Here is an 18,789-nt window from a genome sequence, read left to right on the forward strand (position 1 = left end):
ATTGAAAATTCCACCCTACTAATCTCATTCATTCATAAAGTATTGTATTATACAAATAGTAAGGTGATCGAGGTGACACTACATATATGAATCTAGAAGTGAAAACAATACAGCTTTCGGACATTGTGCCGCAAATATTTCGTGCCGATTATTTTCCGTTTCGTCCCAATGAGCAGATTGGTCCGCGCACATCGTTCGTACATTCATTTGTGTACATTTATGAAGGCAAGGGTTCAATATCCATTGGAACATCTATGTATTCCTGTACCAGAGAAGAGCTATTTTACATTCCGCCAGGCCTGTCCCACTCTTTTCATTCAGACCCCCAGCATCCGATGGTCCATGCTTCGATTTACTTCGATTGGATCAACACGAGACCCCGAGCGGGAGATATGTCTTTGTTTCATTTCGGAGACCAGATCTCTGATCCTTCCGAGTGCTCACCTAATGTCGTATTTCAGGATTTGCCTACGATTCCTACCAAAGTGCAGGCCCCCAAGCAGATGAGATGGATGGAATTATATCTGCATGTCATCGAAAATATCGAGCAGACACAGGAAGATGCCAAGCTCTTCAGAAGGGCTGCTTTTGAGCAATTTGTTTCAGAATTGGCGAACCTCTGGCGGAATCCCACCCTTAAAAGTGACAGAAGAATGCAATCGATCATGAAGCAGATGAAGGAATTTCCTCAACATAATATTTCTATAGAGAAGTGGGCTTCGCAACTAGGGATAAGCACATCGTATCTGCATAAGTTATTTATCCAGGAAATAGGTATGAGCCCGCATTCTTATGCGATTAAATGCAAGCTGGAGAGAGCCAAAAAGATTCTGCGCGAGACCAATCTGTCGATCACTGATATCACGGAAGACCTTGGTTTTGGTTCCATACATTACTTCTCACGATTATTTACGCAAAATTTTGGCGAGTCACCCTCGGCTTATCGCAAACGATTAAGGGAGGGATATTAAAAAGATTAGGATAGTTTTGTACAAATAGGGCACATTCCTTCAAAGACAGTTCATAGCGCTTTTGTTATTCTAAATGTGAGTTTCCATCCAGATTGATGGTTCACAAGGAATAACAATACACGTAGAAAGAATGTGAATCTATGAAATCATTCAAATCAATTCGTTACCGTCAAGTCCATCTGGACTTCCATACGTCCGAGCACATTACCGGCGTTGGCAGACATTTCGATGAAGAACAATTCATCTCTGTTTTGCAAAGTGCTCAAGTAGATACCATCAACGTCTTCGCTATGTGCCATCACGGTTGGAGTTATTTTGACACGAAGGTCGGGAAGCCTCATCCTCATTTGGAAACGAATTTGTTACCGCGCATGCTGGATGCTTGCAGCAAAAATGACATCGAAGCTCCGATCTATATGACGGTCGGATTTAACGAGCTTTCTGCCCGCGAGCACCCTGATTGGGTGGCGATCGCTCCCGAAGGTGATGACCCTTACGGTCCACCGAAATCGGATCCAGAGGACCCCCGTTCGACTGGCTTTGACGGTTGGCATATGCTGTGTCTGAATACACCGTACTTACAGTATCTCCTCGACTATACGAAGGAAGTTATGGTGAGATTCCAGCCCGTTGGCATCTTTTACGATATTGTAGGAGAATATCCTTGCGTATGTTCTTACTGCCGAGCTAGCCTCAAAGAAATGGGTCTTGATGCAAACAACGCGGATCACCGCAAGCAATTGGCCAAGCAAGTGTACTTGAATTACTTGCAGAAGACCTCCGAACTCATCTGGTCCCTTAACCCGGAAACCAGACTGTATCATAACTGCTGCACGGAAAAAATGGGCGAAAAACAATACTACCCTTACTATTCGCATTACGACATTGAATCGCTGCCGACAGGCGGATGGGGTTATGATTACTTCACCAGCATGGTTCGGTACATTCGCAAACAAGACTTCCAGTATCTTGGAATGACAGGGAAATTCCACAAATCGTGGGGAGAATTCGGCGGATTCAAAAATCCGGCTGCTCTGAAGTATGAATGCCAGCAAATGCTAGCTTTCGGCGCAAGAATTTGTATTGGGGATCAGCTCCACCCAGATGGACGAATGGACGAAGAAACCTACCGGATTATTGGGGAAGCTTTCGATGGCATTGCGGCCAAAGAACCCTGGTGTAAGGATACGACCAGCTTAGCCGAAATTGCCATCCTTTCAGCCAATGCACTCATGGATGCCGACGATAGCCGAACAAGTGACATGGGTGCTTATATGATGCTGGAAGAGGGCCACTATTTGTTCGATATCATTGATGACTCGATGGACTTCTCTGTCTATCGCATTATCGTACTGCCCGACTGTATTCGAGTATCTGATACCTTACAGAGTAAACTTGAAGATTATCTAGCTAGCGGCGGAAACGTGATTTTGAGCGCAGAAAGCGGACTTCGGGTTGACCGCCCTGAATTCGCGCTGGATCTAGGCGTTGAATTTAAAGGGAAATCAGAGTGGGATGTGGATTACACCTCAGTCACGGATCAACTAACCGGTTCGCTTGTGAGATCCCCTTTTCTCAATTATGAATCGGGTTATCAAGTTCAGGTGAACAAAGCTGAAGTCTTAGCCCAGTCCTACAGGCCTTATTTCAACCGCAGATACGGGCATTTCTGTTCGCATCTCCATGCTCCGGCCAAAGAAGAAGCGGATTATCCGGCTGTTATTAAACACGGCAATATCATCTATATCGCTCAACCTCTATTCAGGTTGTATCGGAAACACGGCGTGCAGCTGTATAGAGACTTATTCCTTGCGTGTGTTAAGCAGTTTATCTCAGCACCAACAGTGAAAACCGATCTGCCTTCCGCTGGCAAAGTAAACCTAACCCGTCAATCCAATGGGACTGATTACGTGCTGCATTTGCTCTATGCCGTTCCCATCTTGCGTGGAGATACCCAGGTCATCGAAGATATACTGACTTTAAAGGACATCTCCGTGCAGATCAAATTGGACGAGGCGGTTAAACAAGTCATGCTGCTGCCTGAGATGACGATGATCCCTCATATGACGAACGATGAAGGATATACTTCCGTTTCTGTCAGCCTGACCGGTCACCAAATGGTTCTTTTTCAAACCTAACTAATTTTCTGAAAACCACTCAAACTTGCCGCTCTAAGGCTAACCATCCTAGAGTTCCCAGCTTGCCTTAATCCAAAAAGCCGTCAGGAGAATCCTGACGGCCCTTTTGTATGTGCGCTATGCCCGATTGCGAGTCCTTAGAGCCTGTGTCTTTTTCAGAAGCAGCGGTATTAACGCAAACGCGATGTACATTCCCACTGCGGCATAAAACTTACCCGATCCAATATTTTGCAGTGATGCGCCGAAAACGTTATAAACAACGGCTCCCGGAATTATACCAATCAGCGTTCCCCACGTATAGTCCCAGAAGCGAATTTTGGACAGTCCTGCCCCATAACTCACGCCATCGAAAGGGAAGAAAGGCATTAGCCGCATATACAGGACGACCATAAAGCCTTTGTCTTCGGCCTTCTGATCGAAAGACTGCAGCTTCTTATTTCGCAAAATCCGCTGAAAGCTGTTGCGACCCCATTTGCGCGTAATATAGAAAGAAAGCATCGCCCCGGCGCCAGCCCCAATAATATCATAGATAGTCCCCCAGAAAGCGCCAAATACATAGCCCCCATACAGGGTCAACGGTGTCGCCGGAAACAACACCAATGGACGAAGCGTATAAACAATAATATATAGCAGCCCGCCAAGTGGACCTAAGTCACGCAGCCAATCAGTCAGCCAATCTAGATCCAAGCGCTCCCATACACCGGTCCATTTCAAAACGAGCAGACCCGCGACAGCGATTATAAACCATAACAATAGTAACCAGAGCGACTTCGAGCGCGCCATGGCTCCCCTCCCTTGCCCAGAGTTCTTGGGTTCAATCTTACACAAAGCAAGGGCTAAATATCAACCTTTTGGCTGTCAAATGAAAAAAAGCCCCACCCGCTGAAGACGAGTGAGACTCCTACGAACATACAAGCATTTATGCCAACCATTGCTTCACTTTCGAAGCAAAGTTGTTCAGCATCTCCTGCGAGCCATATTGACCGCTGAAATCTTCAATGCCAAGGTAACCATCGTAGCCAACCGCTTTTAGGTCACTCAGCAGTTGCTTCCAATTGACGACCCCTTCATTTAGTGGTGCCCACTCGCTTTTCCAGAGCTTGATACCATCTTGCTCTTCGCCGGTTGGCAACCATCTTGCATTTTTAACATGAACATGCGCTAAGTAAGGTCCGAGCAGTTCAAGACCCATTCGATAATTCTCAAATCCTTCATGCACCATGTTGCCGGCATCATGCAGAACCCCAACGTAATCCGGGTTGAAGCCCGAAACCAGCCGATGTGCCAATCCAGCACTTGGTGTGATCGTATTATGGTGGATTTCAGTTAAGGCTTTAACACCATACTGCTGAGCAAATTCCTGCACATGGTGCAAATAGTCCACAGCAGCTGCAAACAAGTCATTATAATTTTTGCTTCTGTCATAGACAGGAACACCAACACGAATGAAGGAAGCTCCTATTTTTTGCGCAGCTTTGAAAACATGTTCGGTCTCTGCCACATTACAAGCGTTTAAGTACGGGGTGACGCTTAAGTTCACCAAGTTGTTGTTAACAGCAGCAAGTCGGAAACGTTCCAATTCTTCATCCGACCCATTTGGATCAATAGAACAAAGGTTATTTCTCCAGAAAGACGGCTTCTCATTTATAACCTCAGCAGGATTTTCTTTAAAACGCCATTCAATGCCTTCAATCCCGGCAGCGACGGCCGCCTTGGCTAGTTCTTCTGGTGTCAGGTCAGGTGTCGCTACAGTAAACACGGATAATTTCATTTGAATATGCCTCCTAATTTCATTTGGGGCCCCCTTTTGCAGGGATCTTTGAGCGCAGCTTAAAGTCTCGCTTTTAACAAGAGCTGGTTGAATGTTTAACTATTCCTTATTTTGCAGTATAATAAAAACGTATTCATTGCAATAATTGGGCAAAAGTTTGCTAATATTGACTCCAGCTACATATAGAGGAGAGCCTCACATGCAGGAACTTTACCAGAATCTACATCGCATGATCAATTTCAGACATTCCGTGACTCATGATCCGATTCCATTGGACTTCCACCAGCACCAGGACCAATATGAAATTTATTTCTTTCTTACCGGAGATGTACACTACTTCATTGAAAAACAGGTGTACCCCCTACAGTATGGGGATCTATTGATCATGCACAGTAATGAATTGCACAGACCTAATTTCCAATCCAAAAAGCAGCGTTATGAGAACGTTGTGATCCATTTTAATCCTAAGCTGGTGGAGATGTTTAATTCCCCTCAGTTTAACTTGCTCGATTGCTTCAATAATCGTATATTTGGTGAGCAAAATCGGATGCGGTTAACTCCACCGCAAATTGATGACATAATGAAGCTTTATGAGCGTATGGAAACGCATAAGCGACCTCAAGCCCTCCCAGGCTCGGAAATTCTCTTTGTTTCAGCCTTTATCGAGCTGCTCGTGTTTATCAATCGAATTTTTCAAAATCAAGGCAAACAAGAGGAACAGATCATGATTCCCGACAAGCTCTCCTCTTTATTCACCTACATTGACGAAAATTTAGACCAGGATCTGTCGCTCGAGGTCCTAGAACACGTCGTATTCATGAATCGTTCGTACCTATGCAGGCTGTTCAAAAAACACACAGGCAGCACCATTCATGAGCATATTTTGTTCAAGCGCATCGCCAAGGCGAAACAACTGCTGCGTGAGGGCTCTACAGTCACAGATACGTGCCAGCTAGCAGGCTTCAACGACTACTCCAACTTTATCCGAACTTTTAAGAAGGCTGTCGGCCTGCCTCCTCGGCAGTATCAGGCCCAGCAGCGGCGGGTTTGATCGGGAAACTGCAAATGGAACAGGAAGCTAGACAAATTAGAGAAAGTGCCATTGAAAAAGGTTCCAAACAGAAAAAGGTCGCCCAAGTCATCGTGACTTTGGACAACCTTTTTTTGTTTGGACTTAGAGCAGTAATCAGACCAGGATGAAATCCGCAGACTAGGCGAACGCTAACTCTGATGCTTAGTAGCTGCAGAAAGTACATCAAATTCGTGAGTATTCTCCGATGCGAGTTGACTTGCTGAAGAAAGTGCATCTATTTTCCCAATTCTGAGTAAATAACAGCCTGATCGCCGAAATTAACTGCACTTTTTGCAGTTAAATCATGGATATAAGAGCTTTAGAGCCAAATTTGCTGCACAAAATACATCTAACTGAATCGAGGAGATACCTAGTAGCTACCTGATTACCGAAAACCTTGCCTACTCTACTTCAAGTTTTCCGGATTCAGCTGCAACAGCTCAGGCAGTACGAAAATACCGTCCTTACGAATGAGCACATCGTCAAACCAAATTTCGCCGCCGCCGTATTCCGGACGTTGGATATTCACGATATCCCAGTGCAAGGAGGATTTGTTGCCGTTATAAGCATCATCGTAGCAATTACCTGGTGTGAAGTGGAAGCTGCCGTCGATTTTCTCATCGAAAAGCGTGTCTTTCATCGGTTCTTGAATGTAAGGATTCACACCAATCGCGAATTCTCCTATATAACGTGCGCCTTCATCCATATCGAAAATTTCATTGATGCGATCCGTATCATTGGCTGTCGCTTTGATGATCTTACCATTTTCGAATTCAAGTACGATATTCTCGAAAATGAAGCCATCATGAGGCGTTGGTGTATTGTAGGAAATGATACCATTCACCGACTCACGAACCGGTGCGGAGTAAACCTCACCATCCGGGATGTTGAGCTCCCCATCGCATTTAACGCCGCCGATCCCTTTAATTGAGAACGTCAAATCCGTGCCTGGACCCACAAGACGCACTTTATCTGTGCGATCCATGAGTTCCTTCAAAGCATCCATGGCTTTGGACATTTTGCCATAATCCATCGTACATACGTTGAAGTAGAACTCCTCGAACTCATCCGTACTCATGCTGGCAAGCTGTGCCATAGAAGACGTCGGGTAACGAAGAACAACCCATCTCGTATCTTTAATGCGGACATCAAAATGAACCTGCTGATAATAAATCGAATTATACAGCTTCATCCGATCTGCCGGAATATCCGACAATTCATAGATATTAGCTCCGCCGCGTACACCTATGTAGCCTTGCATTTGTTTCATTTGGAAAGCATCGGCATCTGCCCATGTTTGCATTTGAGCTTCCGTACCGTTCATGATAAGCTGACGCATAATTACATGATCTCTTACATTGACGTAAGGGTGCGCGCCAGCTGCGTGAACCTTTTTCACGATCTCTTTCACAAGAGCAGAATCAATGCCATACGCTTCTATCAAAATATTTTCGCCAGGCTGCGCTTTAACCGAATAATTCACAAGCACATCTGCGAGCTTCGTTAGTCTTGGATCCAGCATCCTTTATCTCTCCTCTTCTTCTACAACAGGGTCAAAAGACGGCTCATTCGTTTGAAAGCCGACCGTAGTCAAATAAAACCACTCCCCATTTTCTTCCTGTGACGCATCGAGCTCAAAGATAAGAGCACGAAACTTTCTCAGCCATTCTGCATACTTCTCTTTGCTCATTTTAACTTCGACCTGAGTCATGATAATCGGCCATTGTGTACGATCAGAAGAAGGAATTTGAAACGCCTCTTCAGGGGCATTAATCGCTCTGCGTCTGGCACGTCCAAGTACGCTAAGCGTCCTCTCACGATAGTAATTCTCTACCTCTGAAACGTAAGGCAGCAGTTTTTCACTAGGGACGAAGCCGCGGGCTACTGCACGATAAAACTTTTGCAAAATACCATTCTTGAGTTCCGTACGAACGACCGAAATCAAGCCATGCTTCTCAAGCTCATTCAAATGATAATGCACTTTTGCACGCGCCATACCCAGCATTTTAGCCAACTGCTGACCAGTGTAAGCTTTCTCTATTAAATAAAGTAACACCTTTGCGCGAAGTGGATCGCTTATCGTTTTTAATTGCTCGAGTTCTTCAATAATAAAAACCGGTTGCAGCTTCATATGGACTCGACCTCCCTCTATTGTACCAATCTAGCCCTTAAACATGCGCTTTTTGGTCAACGCTTAATCTCTTAATGAGATTAATTAAACGACGGTCAAATCTTTTTAACCGTATCATAATGCGAAATGGATTTCATGTCAATTGCAGTCTCAGCAAGCATGAATGTCCTCTTTTTTGACCGTTTCAACGCTTTAAAGGATTAACGAAGCTAAGCTTTTCTCTATGGTAGCAAAAAGGGACGTTTCTGTCACCCTTTAATGGTGGAAACGTCCCTCAATTTTATCGATAAATTTGACTTCCTGCTTCCCGGAATTCTTTGGACTTCTCTTCCATACCGCTGTTTCGTGCGGACTCTTCGTCGAGCCCTTGTGCGTGTGCGTACTGCCTTATATCTTGCGTAATTCGCATACTGCAAAACTTCGGTCCACACATGGAGCAGAAGTGCGCCGTTTTCGCGCCTTCGGCCGGCAGCGTTTCATCGTGATACTCGATGGCGCGTTCCGGGTCGAGTGAAAGATTGAACTGATCGCGCCAGCGGAACTCGAAGCGCGCCTTCGACAGCGCGTTGTCGCGAATTTGCGCTCCCGGATGGCCCTTAGCCAGATCGGCGGCGTGCGCAGCGATTTTGTACGTGATAACCCCTACGCGTACGTCCTCTTTATTCGGCAAGCCGAGATGCTCCTTCGGCGTCACATAGCACAGCATCGCCGTGCCGAACCAACCGATCATCGCTGCCCCAATGGCAGAGGTGATATGGTCGTAGCCTGGCGCAATGTCGGTCGTCAGCGGTCCAAGCGTGTAGAATGGCGCTTCTTCGCAGACTTCCAGCTGACGGTCCATGTTTTCTTTGACCAAGTGCATCGGCACGTGGCCTGGTCCTTCAACCATGACTTGGACGTCATGCTTCCAAGCGATTTTCGTCAACTCGCCAAGAGTTTCCAGTTCGGCGAATTGGGCTTCATCGTTCGCGTCCGCGATCGAACCAGGGCGCAGTCCGTCACCAAGGGAGAAAGCGACGTCGTAAGCTTTCATAATTTCGCAAATATCCTCGAAATGCGTATAGAGAAAGTTCTCTTGGTGGTGAGCAAGGCACCATGCGGCCATAATGGATCCACCGCGGGAGACGATACCCGTTACGCGCTTAGCTGTCATAGGGATGTAACGCAGCAGTACGCCCGCATGGATTGTGAAGTAGCTAACACCTTGTTCTGCTTGCTCAATCAACGTGTCACGGTACACTTCCCAAGTGAGGTCCTCTGCTTTGCCGTTCACTTTTTCGAGTGCTTGGTATAGCGGCACCGTTCCAACAGGAACCGGGGAGTTGCGGATGATCCACTCGCGTGTTGTATGTATGTTTTTGCCCGTCGATAAATCCATAATCGTGTCCGCGCCCCAACGGGTGGCCCACGTCATCTTCTCGACCTCTTCCTCAATGGAAGAAGCGACGGCGGAATTTCCGATATTGGCATTAATTTTCACAAGGAAGTTGCGTCCGATGATCATCGGCTCGCTTTCGGGATGATTAATATTAGAAGGAATGATGGCACGACCTATTGCTACTTCTTTACGAACGAATTCAGCATCGAGATTCTCTCGAATCGCAATGTACTCCATTTCTGGTGTCACGATGCCTTGGCGTGCATAATGCATTTGTGTCACGTTACAACCTTCTTTAGCTCGGAGCGGCCTGCGTTGTAAGCCTGGGAACATTTCAGCAGCCCCTCTTGCATCAGGTGATGTAAGCCCGTTATCCTCCGGCTTTACTTCACGTCCAACGTAAGATTCAACATCGCCGCGCTCTTCGATCCATGGTAAGCGATTGGCAGGAAGACCTTGACGGATATCCGTTTTCAGTTCTGTATCGGTATAAACACCACTTGTGTCATAAACCTGCACGGGATCATTAGCTACTTCCTCTCCGTGTATATTCGTGGAGGTTCCCAACGAAATTTCTCTCATTGGTACTTGAATATCTGGTCTTGAACCTTGAACATACACTTTCTTACTGCCTGGAAATGTCGAAATTTGGACGTCCTTCACGGAACTACTATTTGTCGTTGTCATACGAATTCCTCCTCTATTTGATGTTTCTAAGCAGATCAGCTACTGCTTCACGTGGTGAGTGCGCGCTTGCAATCGCGCTGACTACGGCTACGCCATCCGCCCCTGCGCGGATGACGTGGGATGCATTCGTGGCATCGATGCCTCCGATGCCAACGAGCGGCAGTCGGATGCCGCCTGCGCGAATCCGCTGGATGACGGCTGGCCCCTGGACCTCACGCGCATCCAGCTTGGTGCGTGTGGCGTATTGGGGGCCTACGCCCAGATAGTCGGCGCCTTCGGCGAGCGCCGACCGGGCTTCTGCGAGATCGTGGGCCGAGACGCCCACGATCATATTTTTCAGCCGCTGCCGTATGTCGGCGGCTGGGGCGTCTTCTTGGCCGATGTGAATACCATCGGCCTCAAGCTCTAGAGCGAGCCCTTCATCATCGTTGACGATGAAGGGGATCGCGTGCTGCGCGCACAGGCGGCGCAGCCGCGCGCCTAGCTCGAGCTTCGCCGCCCCTTGCAGGGCTCCGGCGCCCTTCTCGCGGAACTGAAACATCGTGATGCCGCCGGCAATCGCGGCCTCAAGCACCACAGCCGGGTCAGCCCCGCCGCAGTTTGGGCTGCCCATGACCAAGTACAAACGCAGCGCTTTGCGCAGCTGCTCGCTATTCATCGTGCACCTCGAATGTGAACATTCTCGTTGATTATGATCGTATCAGCTTCCGCTTTTGCCACTGAATCATGAGCATTAGTCGCTCTGACACTTCGTTGATAAGCCCAATGGTTCGTAGGACCATGACCGCTTCCTATGTTTAACGGCTCCGCAATTGCAGCTTGGATGAATCTTTTTGCCAGTTGGATGGCTTCTTTCGTCGTTAATCCCTGCGCAAGTCCCGAAGTGACCGCCGCAGCAAACGTGCATCCTGTACCGTGCGTATGCTTGGTAACCAAGCGTCTGGAAGAAAACTCCGTGAAAGATTTCCCGTCATACAGCAAATCAGTTGCATGCTCCGTATTCAGTTCATGACCGCCTTTAATCATCACGTTCTTGCAGCCATAGAGATGTATCCGCTTCGCAGCCAGCTGACGCGACTCGCTGTCCGTTATTTGCATCCCGCTAAGCGCTTCAGCCTCAGGTATGTTCGGTGTAACCACATCGGCCAGCGGCAATAACGAGTGAATCATCGCATCAAAAGCCTCTTGCTGAAGCAAGGAGGCCCCGCCTTTAGCTATCATCACTGGGTCAACCACGACTCGCTCCCATTTATAGGTTTGTATCGCAGCCGCTACAATTCGTATAATGTCACCGCTGAATAACATCCCCGTTTTGAGTGCATCGGGAGGTAAATCATCCCCAATAGAGGCTAACTGCTGCTCGATCGCCTCAGCGCTCATCGGATAAACCCCTTGAACACCCAGCGTATTCTGCGCAGTTACTGCGGTAATGACCGACATCCCATAAACGCCGAGTTCTTGGAACGTCTTCAGATCTGCTTGAATCCCCGCACCACCTCCGCTATCCGAGCCCGCGATCGTTAATGCTTTGTAAACAGACATCTTACTCCTCCTTTCAGCTTCAACCTCTACATGTCCGCTCTCTCAGACCCATATCCTTGCTTCAGCCGGGTAACATTTGCTGAGAAGACCTTTAGTGACCTCTCACCTCTCCCCCAACTAAACGCGACTAAAACCCTCCATCGGACTACTGGCCGATGCATATCGCTTCTTCGGAATACGGCCCGCTTCGAATCCGGCACGTCCGGCTTCGATCGCCAATTTCATGGCGTAAGCCATTTTAACCGGATCCTTGGCACCCGACACAGCGGTGTTGAGCAGCACACCATCGGCTCCCATCTCCATAGCAAGCGCCGCGTCTGAAGGAGCGCCAATGCCGGCATCGACAATGACAGGCACAGTTGCTTGCTCGATAATGAAGCTCAGGTTCAGCGGATTAATGATCCCTTGACCTGTTCCGATTGGGGATGCGCCAGGCATAATGGCATGAACACCGAGGGCTTGCAAACGTTTGGCTAAAAGAACATCATCTGATGTGTATGGCAGCACAATAAAGCCCTCCTCTAGCAGCATTTCCGAGGCTTTCAACGTTTCAACCGGGTCAGGCAGCAGCGTCATTTCGTCTCCAATAACTTCGACTTTAATCATGTCGCATAGTCCGGAAGCCTTCGCTAGTTTCGCGATACGTACAGCTTCTTCAGCATTTTTGGCGCCTGCCGTATTCGGCAGCAAGGTGAAATTCGACACTTCCAGCATCGACAAGAAATTAGGCTGACTCGCTTCAAAAATATTCATACGTCGCACCGCAAACGTCAAAATCTGAGATTCACTAACATCAACCGCCTGCTTCTGAATATCGAAATCCGGAAATTTCCCCGTGCCTAGCAATAACCGTGAACGAAACTCGTAAGGACCAATTTTCAACATAAGAATTATCCCCCTCCAACAAAATGAACGATTTCGATTTTATGTCCTTCAGAAAGCTCAACTTTCGCGTGATCTTCTTTTTGTAAAATGTTTTCATTATGCTCCACGACGAGCATCTTCTCACTCAAATCAAAATGAGCGAGCAGCTCTTCAATGGTTCGGATCGAATCTGGAATGTCTACGTTTTGCCCATTAATGTGCAGCTTCAATGCCGTGCAGCTCCTTTCCTGTGGCTGAAAATAGGTTCCCTTCACGCCGCCCAATCCGCTTCGATTGCTCAGATAGATCTGGGCTAAAAGCATCGAGCAACGATTCCACAGCCGAACAGGTCTGTGTTCCTGCCTCGGATCTTGTCTCAGGTCCTGTCTCTGTTCCTATTCCTGATCTTATCTCTGACCCTGACCCAGTCCCTGATCCTGCCTCAAATCCCAGCTCAAGCTCTAGCTGAAAGTTCTCCTCTCCCCCGCCCAAAACGAAATCCGCGATCACCTTACCCGTAATCGGACTAAGCAAAATCCCATTGCGGTAATGCCCGCAAGCGGCATATAAACCTTCGTACGCCGGCACTTTGCCGATGTACGGCAGCCCGTCTGTCGTCTGCGGTCGCAGACCCGACCAAGCTTTCTCCCACTCGGCTTCGCCAATCGCGGGCATGAGCAGCCTCGCGCGATCCATCAGCTCAGCCAGCCCAGCCAGCGACACCTTGCGGTCGTAGCTGTTCGGCACTACCGTCGCCCCGACCAGTAGTCGTCCTCCGGCTTTCGGGACGATATAACACCCTGTCGTGAACAAGGTCTTCTTCAACAACGGCTTCGCAGTAAAGACAGAGAAGCACTCGCCCTTCACGGGATACACCGGCAAGTCGACGCCGATACCGGCCATCAGCTGTCCGCTCCACGTACCAGCCGCCACAATGACGTGATCGCTATAGAGCGGACCTTCGCTCGTCATAACGCCGACGGCTCGGCCTCGCTCCGTCAGCAGCCCTTGTACCTGGGCGAATTCTTGCACCTTCGCCCCCAGTACCCGGGCTGCCTGCGCGAACGCCGCCGCCAGCAGCGGCGCCTCTACCTGCCCATCACCCGGCAGGTATAAGGCTCCGCGCGTCGCCCCGCTCAAGGCGGGCTCGAGCTTGGCGGCTGCAGCTGCGCTCAGCCACTCCGCCTGCTCGCCCGCTGCGCGTTGGAGCTTCTCTCTCGCGCGAAGCTCCTGCTCTTGAACGTCGCTGAGCGCCACGTTCAGCAGACCTTCACGGACGAGACCGATGTCGATGCCCGTGAGAGCTTTCAGTTCCTCGCTCAGTTGGGGGAACATCGCTCGGCTTTGCCGGGCCCACTGGAAAAGCGCTCCCGTGTCCTCCATCTCGGATTGTGCTCCAAGCATGCCCCCTGCCGCTGCCGAGGCTTCCATGCCAAGCCTTCCGCGCTCGAGGAGCAGGACGGACTGGCCTCGCTTTGCCAAGTTATAGGCGATCGAGGAGCCAATAACTCCGCCGCCGACGATGATCACATCGTTCGTATGTTTCATTTATCCCACCTCCTTTCGCTCTAACTCATTGGCGTAAGCCTTCACTGCGGCTAACGGATCCTTCGCTTCCCATATCCCACTCATCACAGCTATTCCGGAAGCTCCTGCCTCCAAAACTGAACTTACCCGCTCAGGCCTTATGCCTCCGATCGCAATAATCGGAATTGATACTTGGGCTGCCACATCTTTGAGCGACTCCAACCCTTTAGGCGGGATACCCACCTTAGAATTCGAAGCAAAAATATGACCAAACATCACATAATCCGCACCCTCCTGCTCTCGCTGCTTAGCTTCCTCCGCACTATGTATCGATACGCCAGTCCTCTGCACTCCCTGACAGAATTCTCTTAGGGTTACAAGTGGCGGGGTGCTGCCCTGAAGCTGTAATCCACCTAGTCCCGCAGCCGTGACAATGGACGGGTAGCCATTGATATATAGGCTTTTCGCCGGAATACCTGTTTCGAGCAAAAACTGAACACCTAGGAAGATCTCGTCTAATGATTTCGTCTTTTCACGTATATGGATGGCTGTAACATAGGGATGAATCTGAGTTGCAATCGCCGCCAACTCTGTCCAAGGTAACTTACCATTGGAAATGACATGCAGTTCATATCCAGTCATTAAGAGACTCAACTCCTTTCCTGCTCTTTGCCTTAAAACAGAAAAACACTACAAAACGAGAATTTTCCTTATTTAGCTTCACTTTCTGGTTTTTAAGCATGTTCATCACTGCGGAGTCACTTTTCCCCTTCACATACACTTTAGCAATGAAAAATGGAGCCAAAGCTGCTCGATACTCGCTCACAACGAGCAATCAGCTACTTTAACGCTGAAAAACATCACTAACCCACCAGCTATCTCATATATTCCAACTTTAACGTCATTAAACACCCCTAAAGCTGCTCGTTACTCACAAACTCCCAGGCCCAGCCCCCAAATAACCTATTTCAGACATGAAAAAAACCACTTTTCCAAAGAAAAGTGGTTGTAGGTTGCCGCCTAATAAGCATACAAAGATGGCCTCAATGATCGTTCCACTTTCCTCCGCTGGTATGACCCAGTTCAGGTTCAAAGGGTTCAGATTGCTCTGTCTCAGCCTTGCGGCGCCCCTAGGGATTCATTCGTATGCAATTGTTAAATATCATAGCACGTCATCAAACGCTTGGAAATAGAAATTTTTGTGGATCAAAATTCAATCGTTTTCCCCGTTTTTGCCGATTCATAAATAGCCTCCAAAATCTGGGTAACAACGAAGGCTTGCTCAGGTTTGACAAGAGGTTCCGTGTCATTAAGAATACTTTCCAGCCATTGCCTAGCCTCTTTCACGCCTGGATCTTCGGCACCTGTGTCGAAATATGCGATGCCTCCGCCTGTCGTAGCCTTGGTTTCCACTAATTTTCCATACTTAGCGCTGTTGAAAACCAATTCGCCTTTGCCGATAGCAGGACTGCCTTTCATTTCCGCTCCACCCTCTGTTCCGCACAGGGTCGTCATGGCTTCTCTGGTATCGGTTATATTCAGCGCCCAAGCGCATTCCAAGAATATGGTTGCACCATTCTCCATTTTGATAAATCCGAAAGCCGAATCTTCAACCTCGTAGCTTTTCGGATCCCATGGACCGAACATGTTGCCTTCGGACTTATCCGCCAATTTGTGGAATACCGATCCTGTCACCGATTTCGGCTTGTAGTTGTCCATGAACCAAAGAGATAAATCCAGCGCATGCGTGCCAATGTCGATCAACGGTCCGCCACCTTGCTGCTCTTTGTCTGTAAAAACGCCCCAGGTCGGAACGCCGCGTCTGCGAAGAGCATGGGCTTTGGCCAGATAAATATCGCCGAACTCACCTTGGCGGCATGCTTTGTACAATACCTGTGAATCGTCTCTGAACCTATTTTGATAACCAATGGTCAATTTCCTTCCTGTCTTCTTACTTGCCTCTAGCATCTTTTTAGCTTCAATCGAATTGATGGCCATCGGCTTTTCGCACATGACATGCTTACCCGCTTCCAGTGCAGCCACCGTTATGAAGGAATGCTGAAGGTTGGGAGTCAACACATGAATAACGTCAATAGATTCGTCTTGCAATAAGTCCCAGTAGTCAACGTAAACTCTCGCCTGCTCTGTTCCAAATTCCTTTGCAGCTTTCACAGCACGCTCTTCAACGACGTCACAGAAAGCGACCATTTCGCCTAAATGGGTGAGTTTCGCTAAAGAAGGCATATGTTTTTGGTTGGCAATGCCGCCGCAGCCTATAATTCCGATTTTCAATTTAGCTGTTGACATGATCGAACACTCCTTATAAGCTAATACGCCATTTGGCGGCCCTATATAACCTTTTGCAAAACCTTTAAATCATTCTCTATACTCGTAAATTTATCATCGCTTATACCCTCATTTTCTATAAAGGCATATTGGATGGTGCCCATTTCTTTTATTTTGTCGTAAGTGGCTTTGAAGTCTATTACACCGGTTCCTAGATCCACAAAGTCACCTGCTTGGATGTATCCCCTCCCCCGATATAGCTGCATCATATCCAAATCTTCGTCACCTGGCTGAAGTGCGTCAAATACGTTTAGATGGAGGACTTCTTTATTCAAATCTTTCTGATGGACGATATCACATCGGCTGCCTAATTTCTCAAGAACGGCCATGGGATCAAGGCCTGCGCGCATAACCCAGACCAAATCCAACTCAAATTTGACATAGGACGGGTCGGTATTTTCAACTAAAATATCGTATAAGGTCGTATCCCCCCATCTTTTGAATTCATGGAAGTGATTATGAAAGTAAAATTGCAAACCGTTTTCCTTGCATTTTTTCCCGATCGCATTCAATTGTTCTGCGGTTTGCAGTGTATCTTCGCGATTTTTGATCCAGGCAGACGGCAATACAATCGCTTTACATCCAAGCTCACTATTTTCTTTGATTAACTGATCCCAATTCTGGGCATCTTGATCCAATCTTTCATGGGATGCTATGGGGTTAAGCCCTAAATCTTCCAGCTTATTTTTGATGGTTTGCAGAGGGAATGAATCACTGTATCGGACGCCTGTCATAAAATTGGTGGTGATTAACTCCACATTGGTATAGCCTGCAGCAGCTACCCTCTCAAGGGTGCCAAAGTAGTCGTTGTTTAGTGCTTGAAAGACTGAAAATAAATTCACGCCAATTGAAATGCTCATTTTAACTGCTCCTTTTGTGTTAAATTTTGGATGGGCCGAAGTTTATGACCCGCTACCCTTTCAGTTCGAGGTTTGCCTCTAAACAGCGTCCATACGAGAGGAAATCCGACTAATACGATCATCGTCGCCACGATGTATACATCATTGGAGCTCAACGTAAAGGCCTCCGCCTTCAGCAACTTGCGCCCAGTTTCCGCAGCCCCATCTAAATCAAGTGCCTGGTTATGTACGGTCAACCGTGATGCGATAAGTGAAGTAAACAACGCGATTGAAAACGAACCGAAAACTTGGCGGATCCAGTTATTCACCGATGAAGCGTGACCGGATAGCTCGCGCGGGATGGCCTCCATACCAACGTTGGTAAGCGGCATGATCGTTAAGGAAAGCCCAATGTAGCGAATCGTTAGCCACATCACGATGTACCCGTGGGATACATTCACATTTAGCCGTCCTATCGCAAACGTTCCAATCGCGATCAAGAGAATCCCGGAAACGATCAGCCACTGCGGGGCTACTCTCATATACAGCTTGCCGACGAGCGGCATCACCCCCGCCATCGCAAGTGTGGCCGGAAATAAGATCAAACCGACCTCCAATGCGGATACCTCTTGTACGTTCTGCAGGAACACCGGTATCAAGAAGGCGCCGGAATACATGTTGAGTGTAATAACGGCCAACACGGCAAGGCTAACCGTATATTTCACATTAACAAATACCTTCAAATTCAGGAGCGGTTCGGGTATCATCAATTCTCTTCGAATAAAGCACCCGAGCATGAGGATGCCGAAAGCAAGCAGCGACAGCATTCTCCATGAGCTCCATCCCCAAGCATGCACTTCGCTGAAGGCGATCAGGAGGGAGCCGCTGCTCAGAATGACGGTAACCAAGCCGGGCAAATCGAACGTTTTCGGTGTATTCAGTTTGTAATAAGGGATAAGCCGCCAAGCGACTGCAACTGCCGCAATGCCGAACGGAATGTCCATGAAGAACAGCCATTTCCATTCGAACTTTCCGATCAGCCAGCCCGCCAATAGTGGCCCGAACGTGGGCGAAAGCATCGTTGACAAAGTCCACATGCTGAGCGCAAACGCCTGCTTTTCGCGAGGAATCACCTGATAAAGGATCGTCATCGTGGCTGGCAAGATCATCCCGCCAAAAATACCCTGCAGGATACGAAACGCAATTAACGATTCAATATTCCAAGCGAAAGCGCTAAGCCCTGAAATCAGCGTATAGCCAATAAGCGCAGCGATATACAGGTACTTCGTACTGTACTTATCCCCAAGATACCCAGTGATGGGAGCTACCACTCCGGTTGCCAGTAAATAGCCCGTCATCGTCCACTGCATAGCCGTCAAATCGGTATGGAACTGTTCCATCAAAACAGGGACCGCGACGCTGATCGAACTCATTCCGAGTGTCGCAAGAACGGATCCAAAGAAAATCGCAGTCATTACCGGTACAAACGATAAGTTTCTCTCCTTTATCTCTCTAGGGGACAT

General features: G+C 48.1%; 17 protein-coding genes and 1 riboswitch. Of the genes, 3 read left to right on the forward strand and 14 right to left on the reverse strand.

What is annotated here, in order from left to right; genetic code table 11:
* The first annotated feature begins 86 nt into the window (after nucleotides 1–86).
* Nucleotides 87–971 (forward strand): AraC family transcriptional regulator, encoded by an 885-nt coding sequence (locus NYR53_RS30495; protein WP_261302785.1) that lies wholly within the window; start codon nucleotides 87–89, stop codon nucleotides 969–971.
* 140 nt (nucleotides 972–1,111) lie between these two features.
* Nucleotides 1,112–3,109, forward strand: a complete 1,998-nt coding sequence (locus NYR53_RS30500) for an alpha-amylase family protein (protein WP_261302786.1) — start codon at nucleotides 1,112–1,114, stop codon at nucleotides 3,107–3,109.
* Nucleotides 3,110–3,226: 117 nt separating this feature from the next.
* Here the strand turns inward: NYR53_RS30500 and NYR53_RS30505 are convergent, their stop codons facing one another.
* Both NYR53_RS30505 and NYR53_RS30510 read right to left on the reverse strand, forming a co-directional pair.
* Complete coding sequence (locus tag NYR53_RS30505; RefSeq protein WP_261302787.1) at nucleotides 3,227–3,892, reverse strand: TVP38/TMEM64 family protein; 666 nt, start codon at nucleotides 3,890–3,892, stop codon at nucleotides 3,227–3,229.
* A 136-nt stretch (nucleotides 3,893–4,028) separates the two neighbouring features.
* Nucleotides 4,029–4,880, reverse strand: coding sequence for a sugar phosphate isomerase/epimerase family protein (locus tag NYR53_RS30510; RefSeq protein WP_261302788.1), 852 nt, complete (start codon nucleotides 4,878–4,880; stop codon nucleotides 4,029–4,031).
* Nucleotides 4,881–5,079: 199 nt separating this feature from the next.
* Here NYR53_RS30510 and NYR53_RS30515 point away from each other — a divergent pair, with 199 nt between their 5' ends.
* Complete coding sequence (locus tag NYR53_RS30515) at nucleotides 5,080–5,931, forward strand: AraC family transcriptional regulator (protein WP_261302789.1); 852 nt, start codon at nucleotides 5,080–5,082, stop codon at nucleotides 5,929–5,931.
* A 427-nt stretch (nucleotides 5,932–6,358) separates the two neighbouring features.
* Here the strand turns inward: NYR53_RS30515 and NYR53_RS30520 are convergent, their stop codons facing one another.
* The 12 genes from NYR53_RS30520 to NYR53_RS30575 all read right to left on the reverse strand — a co-directional run bounded on the left by NYR53_RS30520 (nucleotide 6,359) and on the right by NYR53_RS30575 (nucleotide 18,789).
* A complete protein-coding gene (locus NYR53_RS30520) occupies nucleotides 6,359–7,474 on the reverse strand; it encodes an aminopeptidase (RefSeq protein ID WP_261302790.1) in 1,116 nt (371 codons plus the stop codon).
* 3 nt (nucleotides 7,475–7,477) lie between these two features.
* Nucleotides 7,478–8,083 (reverse strand): ArsR/SmtB family transcription factor, encoded by a 606-nt coding sequence (locus NYR53_RS30525; RefSeq protein ID WP_261302791.1) that lies wholly within the window; start codon nucleotides 8,081–8,083, stop codon nucleotides 7,478–7,480.
* Between the two features lie 280 nt (nucleotides 8,084–8,363).
* The gene (thiC, locus tag NYR53_RS30530) at nucleotides 8,364–10,148 is read right to left on the reverse strand and encodes a phosphomethylpyrimidine synthase ThiC (RefSeq protein ID WP_261302792.1); all 1,785 of its coding nucleotides are present in this window, start codon (nucleotides 10,146–10,148) and stop codon (nucleotides 8,364–8,366) included.
* Between the two features lie 13 nt (nucleotides 10,149–10,161).
* The gene (gene thiE, locus NYR53_RS30535) at nucleotides 10,162–10,806 is read right to left on the reverse strand and encodes a thiamine phosphate synthase (RefSeq protein ID WP_261302793.1); all 645 of its coding nucleotides are present in this window, start codon (nucleotides 10,804–10,806) and stop codon (nucleotides 10,162–10,164) included.
* Entirely contained in the window at nucleotides 10,803–11,690 is an 888-nt protein-coding gene (gene thiD, locus NYR53_RS30540; RefSeq protein ID WP_261302794.1) for a bifunctional hydroxymethylpyrimidine kinase/phosphomethylpyrimidine kinase, read from the reverse strand. Before thiD ends, thiE begins: the two co-directional genes overlap by 4 nt.
* 117 nt (nucleotides 11,691–11,807) lie before the next feature.
* Nucleotides 11,808–12,575 carry a thiazole synthase gene (locus NYR53_RS30545; RefSeq protein WP_261302795.1) on the reverse strand — a complete coding sequence of 256 codons (768 nt, stop codon included), beginning with the start codon at nucleotides 12,573–12,575 and terminating at the stop codon, nucleotides 11,808–11,810.
* A gap of 5 nt (nucleotides 12,576–12,580) precedes the next feature.
* Nucleotides 12,581–12,784 (reverse strand): sulfur carrier protein ThiS, encoded by a 204-nt coding sequence (thiS, locus tag NYR53_RS30550; protein WP_056828733.1) that lies wholly within the window; start codon nucleotides 12,782–12,784, stop codon nucleotides 12,581–12,583.
* Nucleotides 12,768–14,102, reverse strand: coding sequence for a glycine oxidase ThiO (thiO, locus tag NYR53_RS30555; protein ID WP_261302796.1), 1,335 nt, complete (start codon nucleotides 14,100–14,102; stop codon nucleotides 12,768–12,770). Before thiO ends, thiS begins: the two co-directional genes overlap by 17 nt.
* Nucleotides 14,103–14,723 (reverse strand): thiamine phosphate synthase, encoded by a 621-nt coding sequence (locus tag NYR53_RS30560; protein ID WP_261302797.1) that lies wholly within the window; start codon nucleotides 14,721–14,723, stop codon nucleotides 14,103–14,105.
* A 401-nt stretch (nucleotides 14,724–15,124) separates the two neighbouring features.
* Nucleotides 15,125–15,223, reverse strand: a riboswitch (TPP riboswitch).
* A gap of 64 nt (nucleotides 15,224–15,287) precedes the next feature.
* Complete coding sequence (locus NYR53_RS30565; RefSeq protein WP_261302798.1) at nucleotides 15,288–16,388, reverse strand: Gfo/Idh/MocA family protein; 1,101 nt, start codon at nucleotides 16,386–16,388, stop codon at nucleotides 15,288–15,290.
* 41 nt (nucleotides 16,389–16,429) lie between these two features.
* The gene (locus tag NYR53_RS30570) at nucleotides 16,430–17,287 is read right to left on the reverse strand and encodes a sugar phosphate isomerase/epimerase family protein (RefSeq protein ID WP_261302799.1); all 858 of its coding nucleotides are present in this window, start codon (nucleotides 17,285–17,287) and stop codon (nucleotides 16,430–16,432) included.
* Nucleotides 17,284–18,789, reverse strand: a complete 1,506-nt coding sequence (locus NYR53_RS30575; RefSeq protein ID WP_261302800.1) for a DHA2 family efflux MFS transporter permease subunit — start codon at nucleotides 18,787–18,789, stop codon at nucleotides 17,284–17,286. Before NYR53_RS30575 ends, NYR53_RS30570 begins: the two co-directional genes overlap by 4 nt.

The sequence above is a fragment of the Paenibacillus andongensis genome, from assembly GCF_025369935.1.
In the GTDB taxonomy this organism is placed as follows: domain Bacteria; phylum Bacillota; class Bacilli; order Paenibacillales; family NBRC-103111; genus Paenibacillus_E; species Paenibacillus_E andongensis.

Coding starts and splice junctions, on each gene's coding strand:
- NYR53_RS30495 (WP_261302785.1), top strand. CDS start 87: ATGAATCTAGAAGTGAAAACAATACAGCTTTCGGACATTGTGCCGCAA.
- NYR53_RS30500 (WP_261302786.1), top strand. CDS start 1,112: ATGAAATCATTCAAATCAATTCGTTACCGTCAAGTCCATCTGGACTTC.
- NYR53_RS30505 (WP_261302787.1), bottom strand. CDS start 3,892: ATGGCGCGCTCGAAGTCGCTCTGGTTACTATTGTTATGGTTTATAATC.
- NYR53_RS30510 (WP_261302788.1), bottom strand. CDS start 4,880: ATGAAATTATCCGTGTTTACTGTAGCGACACCTGACCTGACACCAGAA.
- NYR53_RS30515 (WP_261302789.1), top strand. CDS start 5,080: ATGCAGGAACTTTACCAGAATCTACATCGCATGATCAATTTCAGACAT.
- NYR53_RS30520 (WP_261302790.1), bottom strand. CDS start 7,474: ATGCTGGATCCAAGACTAACGAAGCTCGCAGATGTGCTTGTGAATTAT.
- NYR53_RS30525 (WP_261302791.1), bottom strand. CDS start 8,083: ATGAAGCTGCAACCGGTTTTTATTATTGAAGAACTCGAGCAATTAAAA.
- thiC (WP_261302792.1), bottom strand. CDS start 10,148: ATGACAACGACAAATAGTAGTTCCGTGAAGGACGTCCAAATTTCGACA.
- thiE (WP_261302793.1), bottom strand. CDS start 10,806: ATGAATAGCGAGCAGCTGCGCAAAGCGCTGCGTTTGTACTTGGTCATG.
- thiD (WP_261302794.1), bottom strand. CDS start 11,690: ATGTCTGTTTACAAAGCATTAACGATCGCGGGCTCGGATAGCGGAGGT.
- NYR53_RS30545 (WP_261302795.1), bottom strand. CDS start 12,575: ATGTTGAAAATTGGTCCTTACGAGTTTCGTTCACGGTTATTGCTAGGC.
- thiO (WP_261302796.1), bottom strand. CDS start 14,102: ATGAAACATACGAACGATGTGATCATCGTCGGCGGCGGAGTTATTGGC.
- NYR53_RS30560 (WP_261302797.1), bottom strand. CDS start 14,723: ATGACTGGATATGAACTGCATGTCATTTCCAATGGTAAGTTACCTTGG.
- NYR53_RS30565 (WP_261302798.1), bottom strand. CDS start 16,388: ATGTCAACAGCTAAATTGAAAATCGGAATTATAGGCTGCGGCGGCATT.
- NYR53_RS30570 (WP_261302799.1), bottom strand. CDS start 17,287: ATGAGCATTTCAATTGGCGTGAATTTATTTTCAGTCTTTCAAGCACTA.
- NYR53_RS30575 (WP_261302800.1), bottom strand. CDS start 18,789: ATGTCCCCTAGAGAGATAAAGGAGAGAAACTTATCGTTTGTACCGGTA.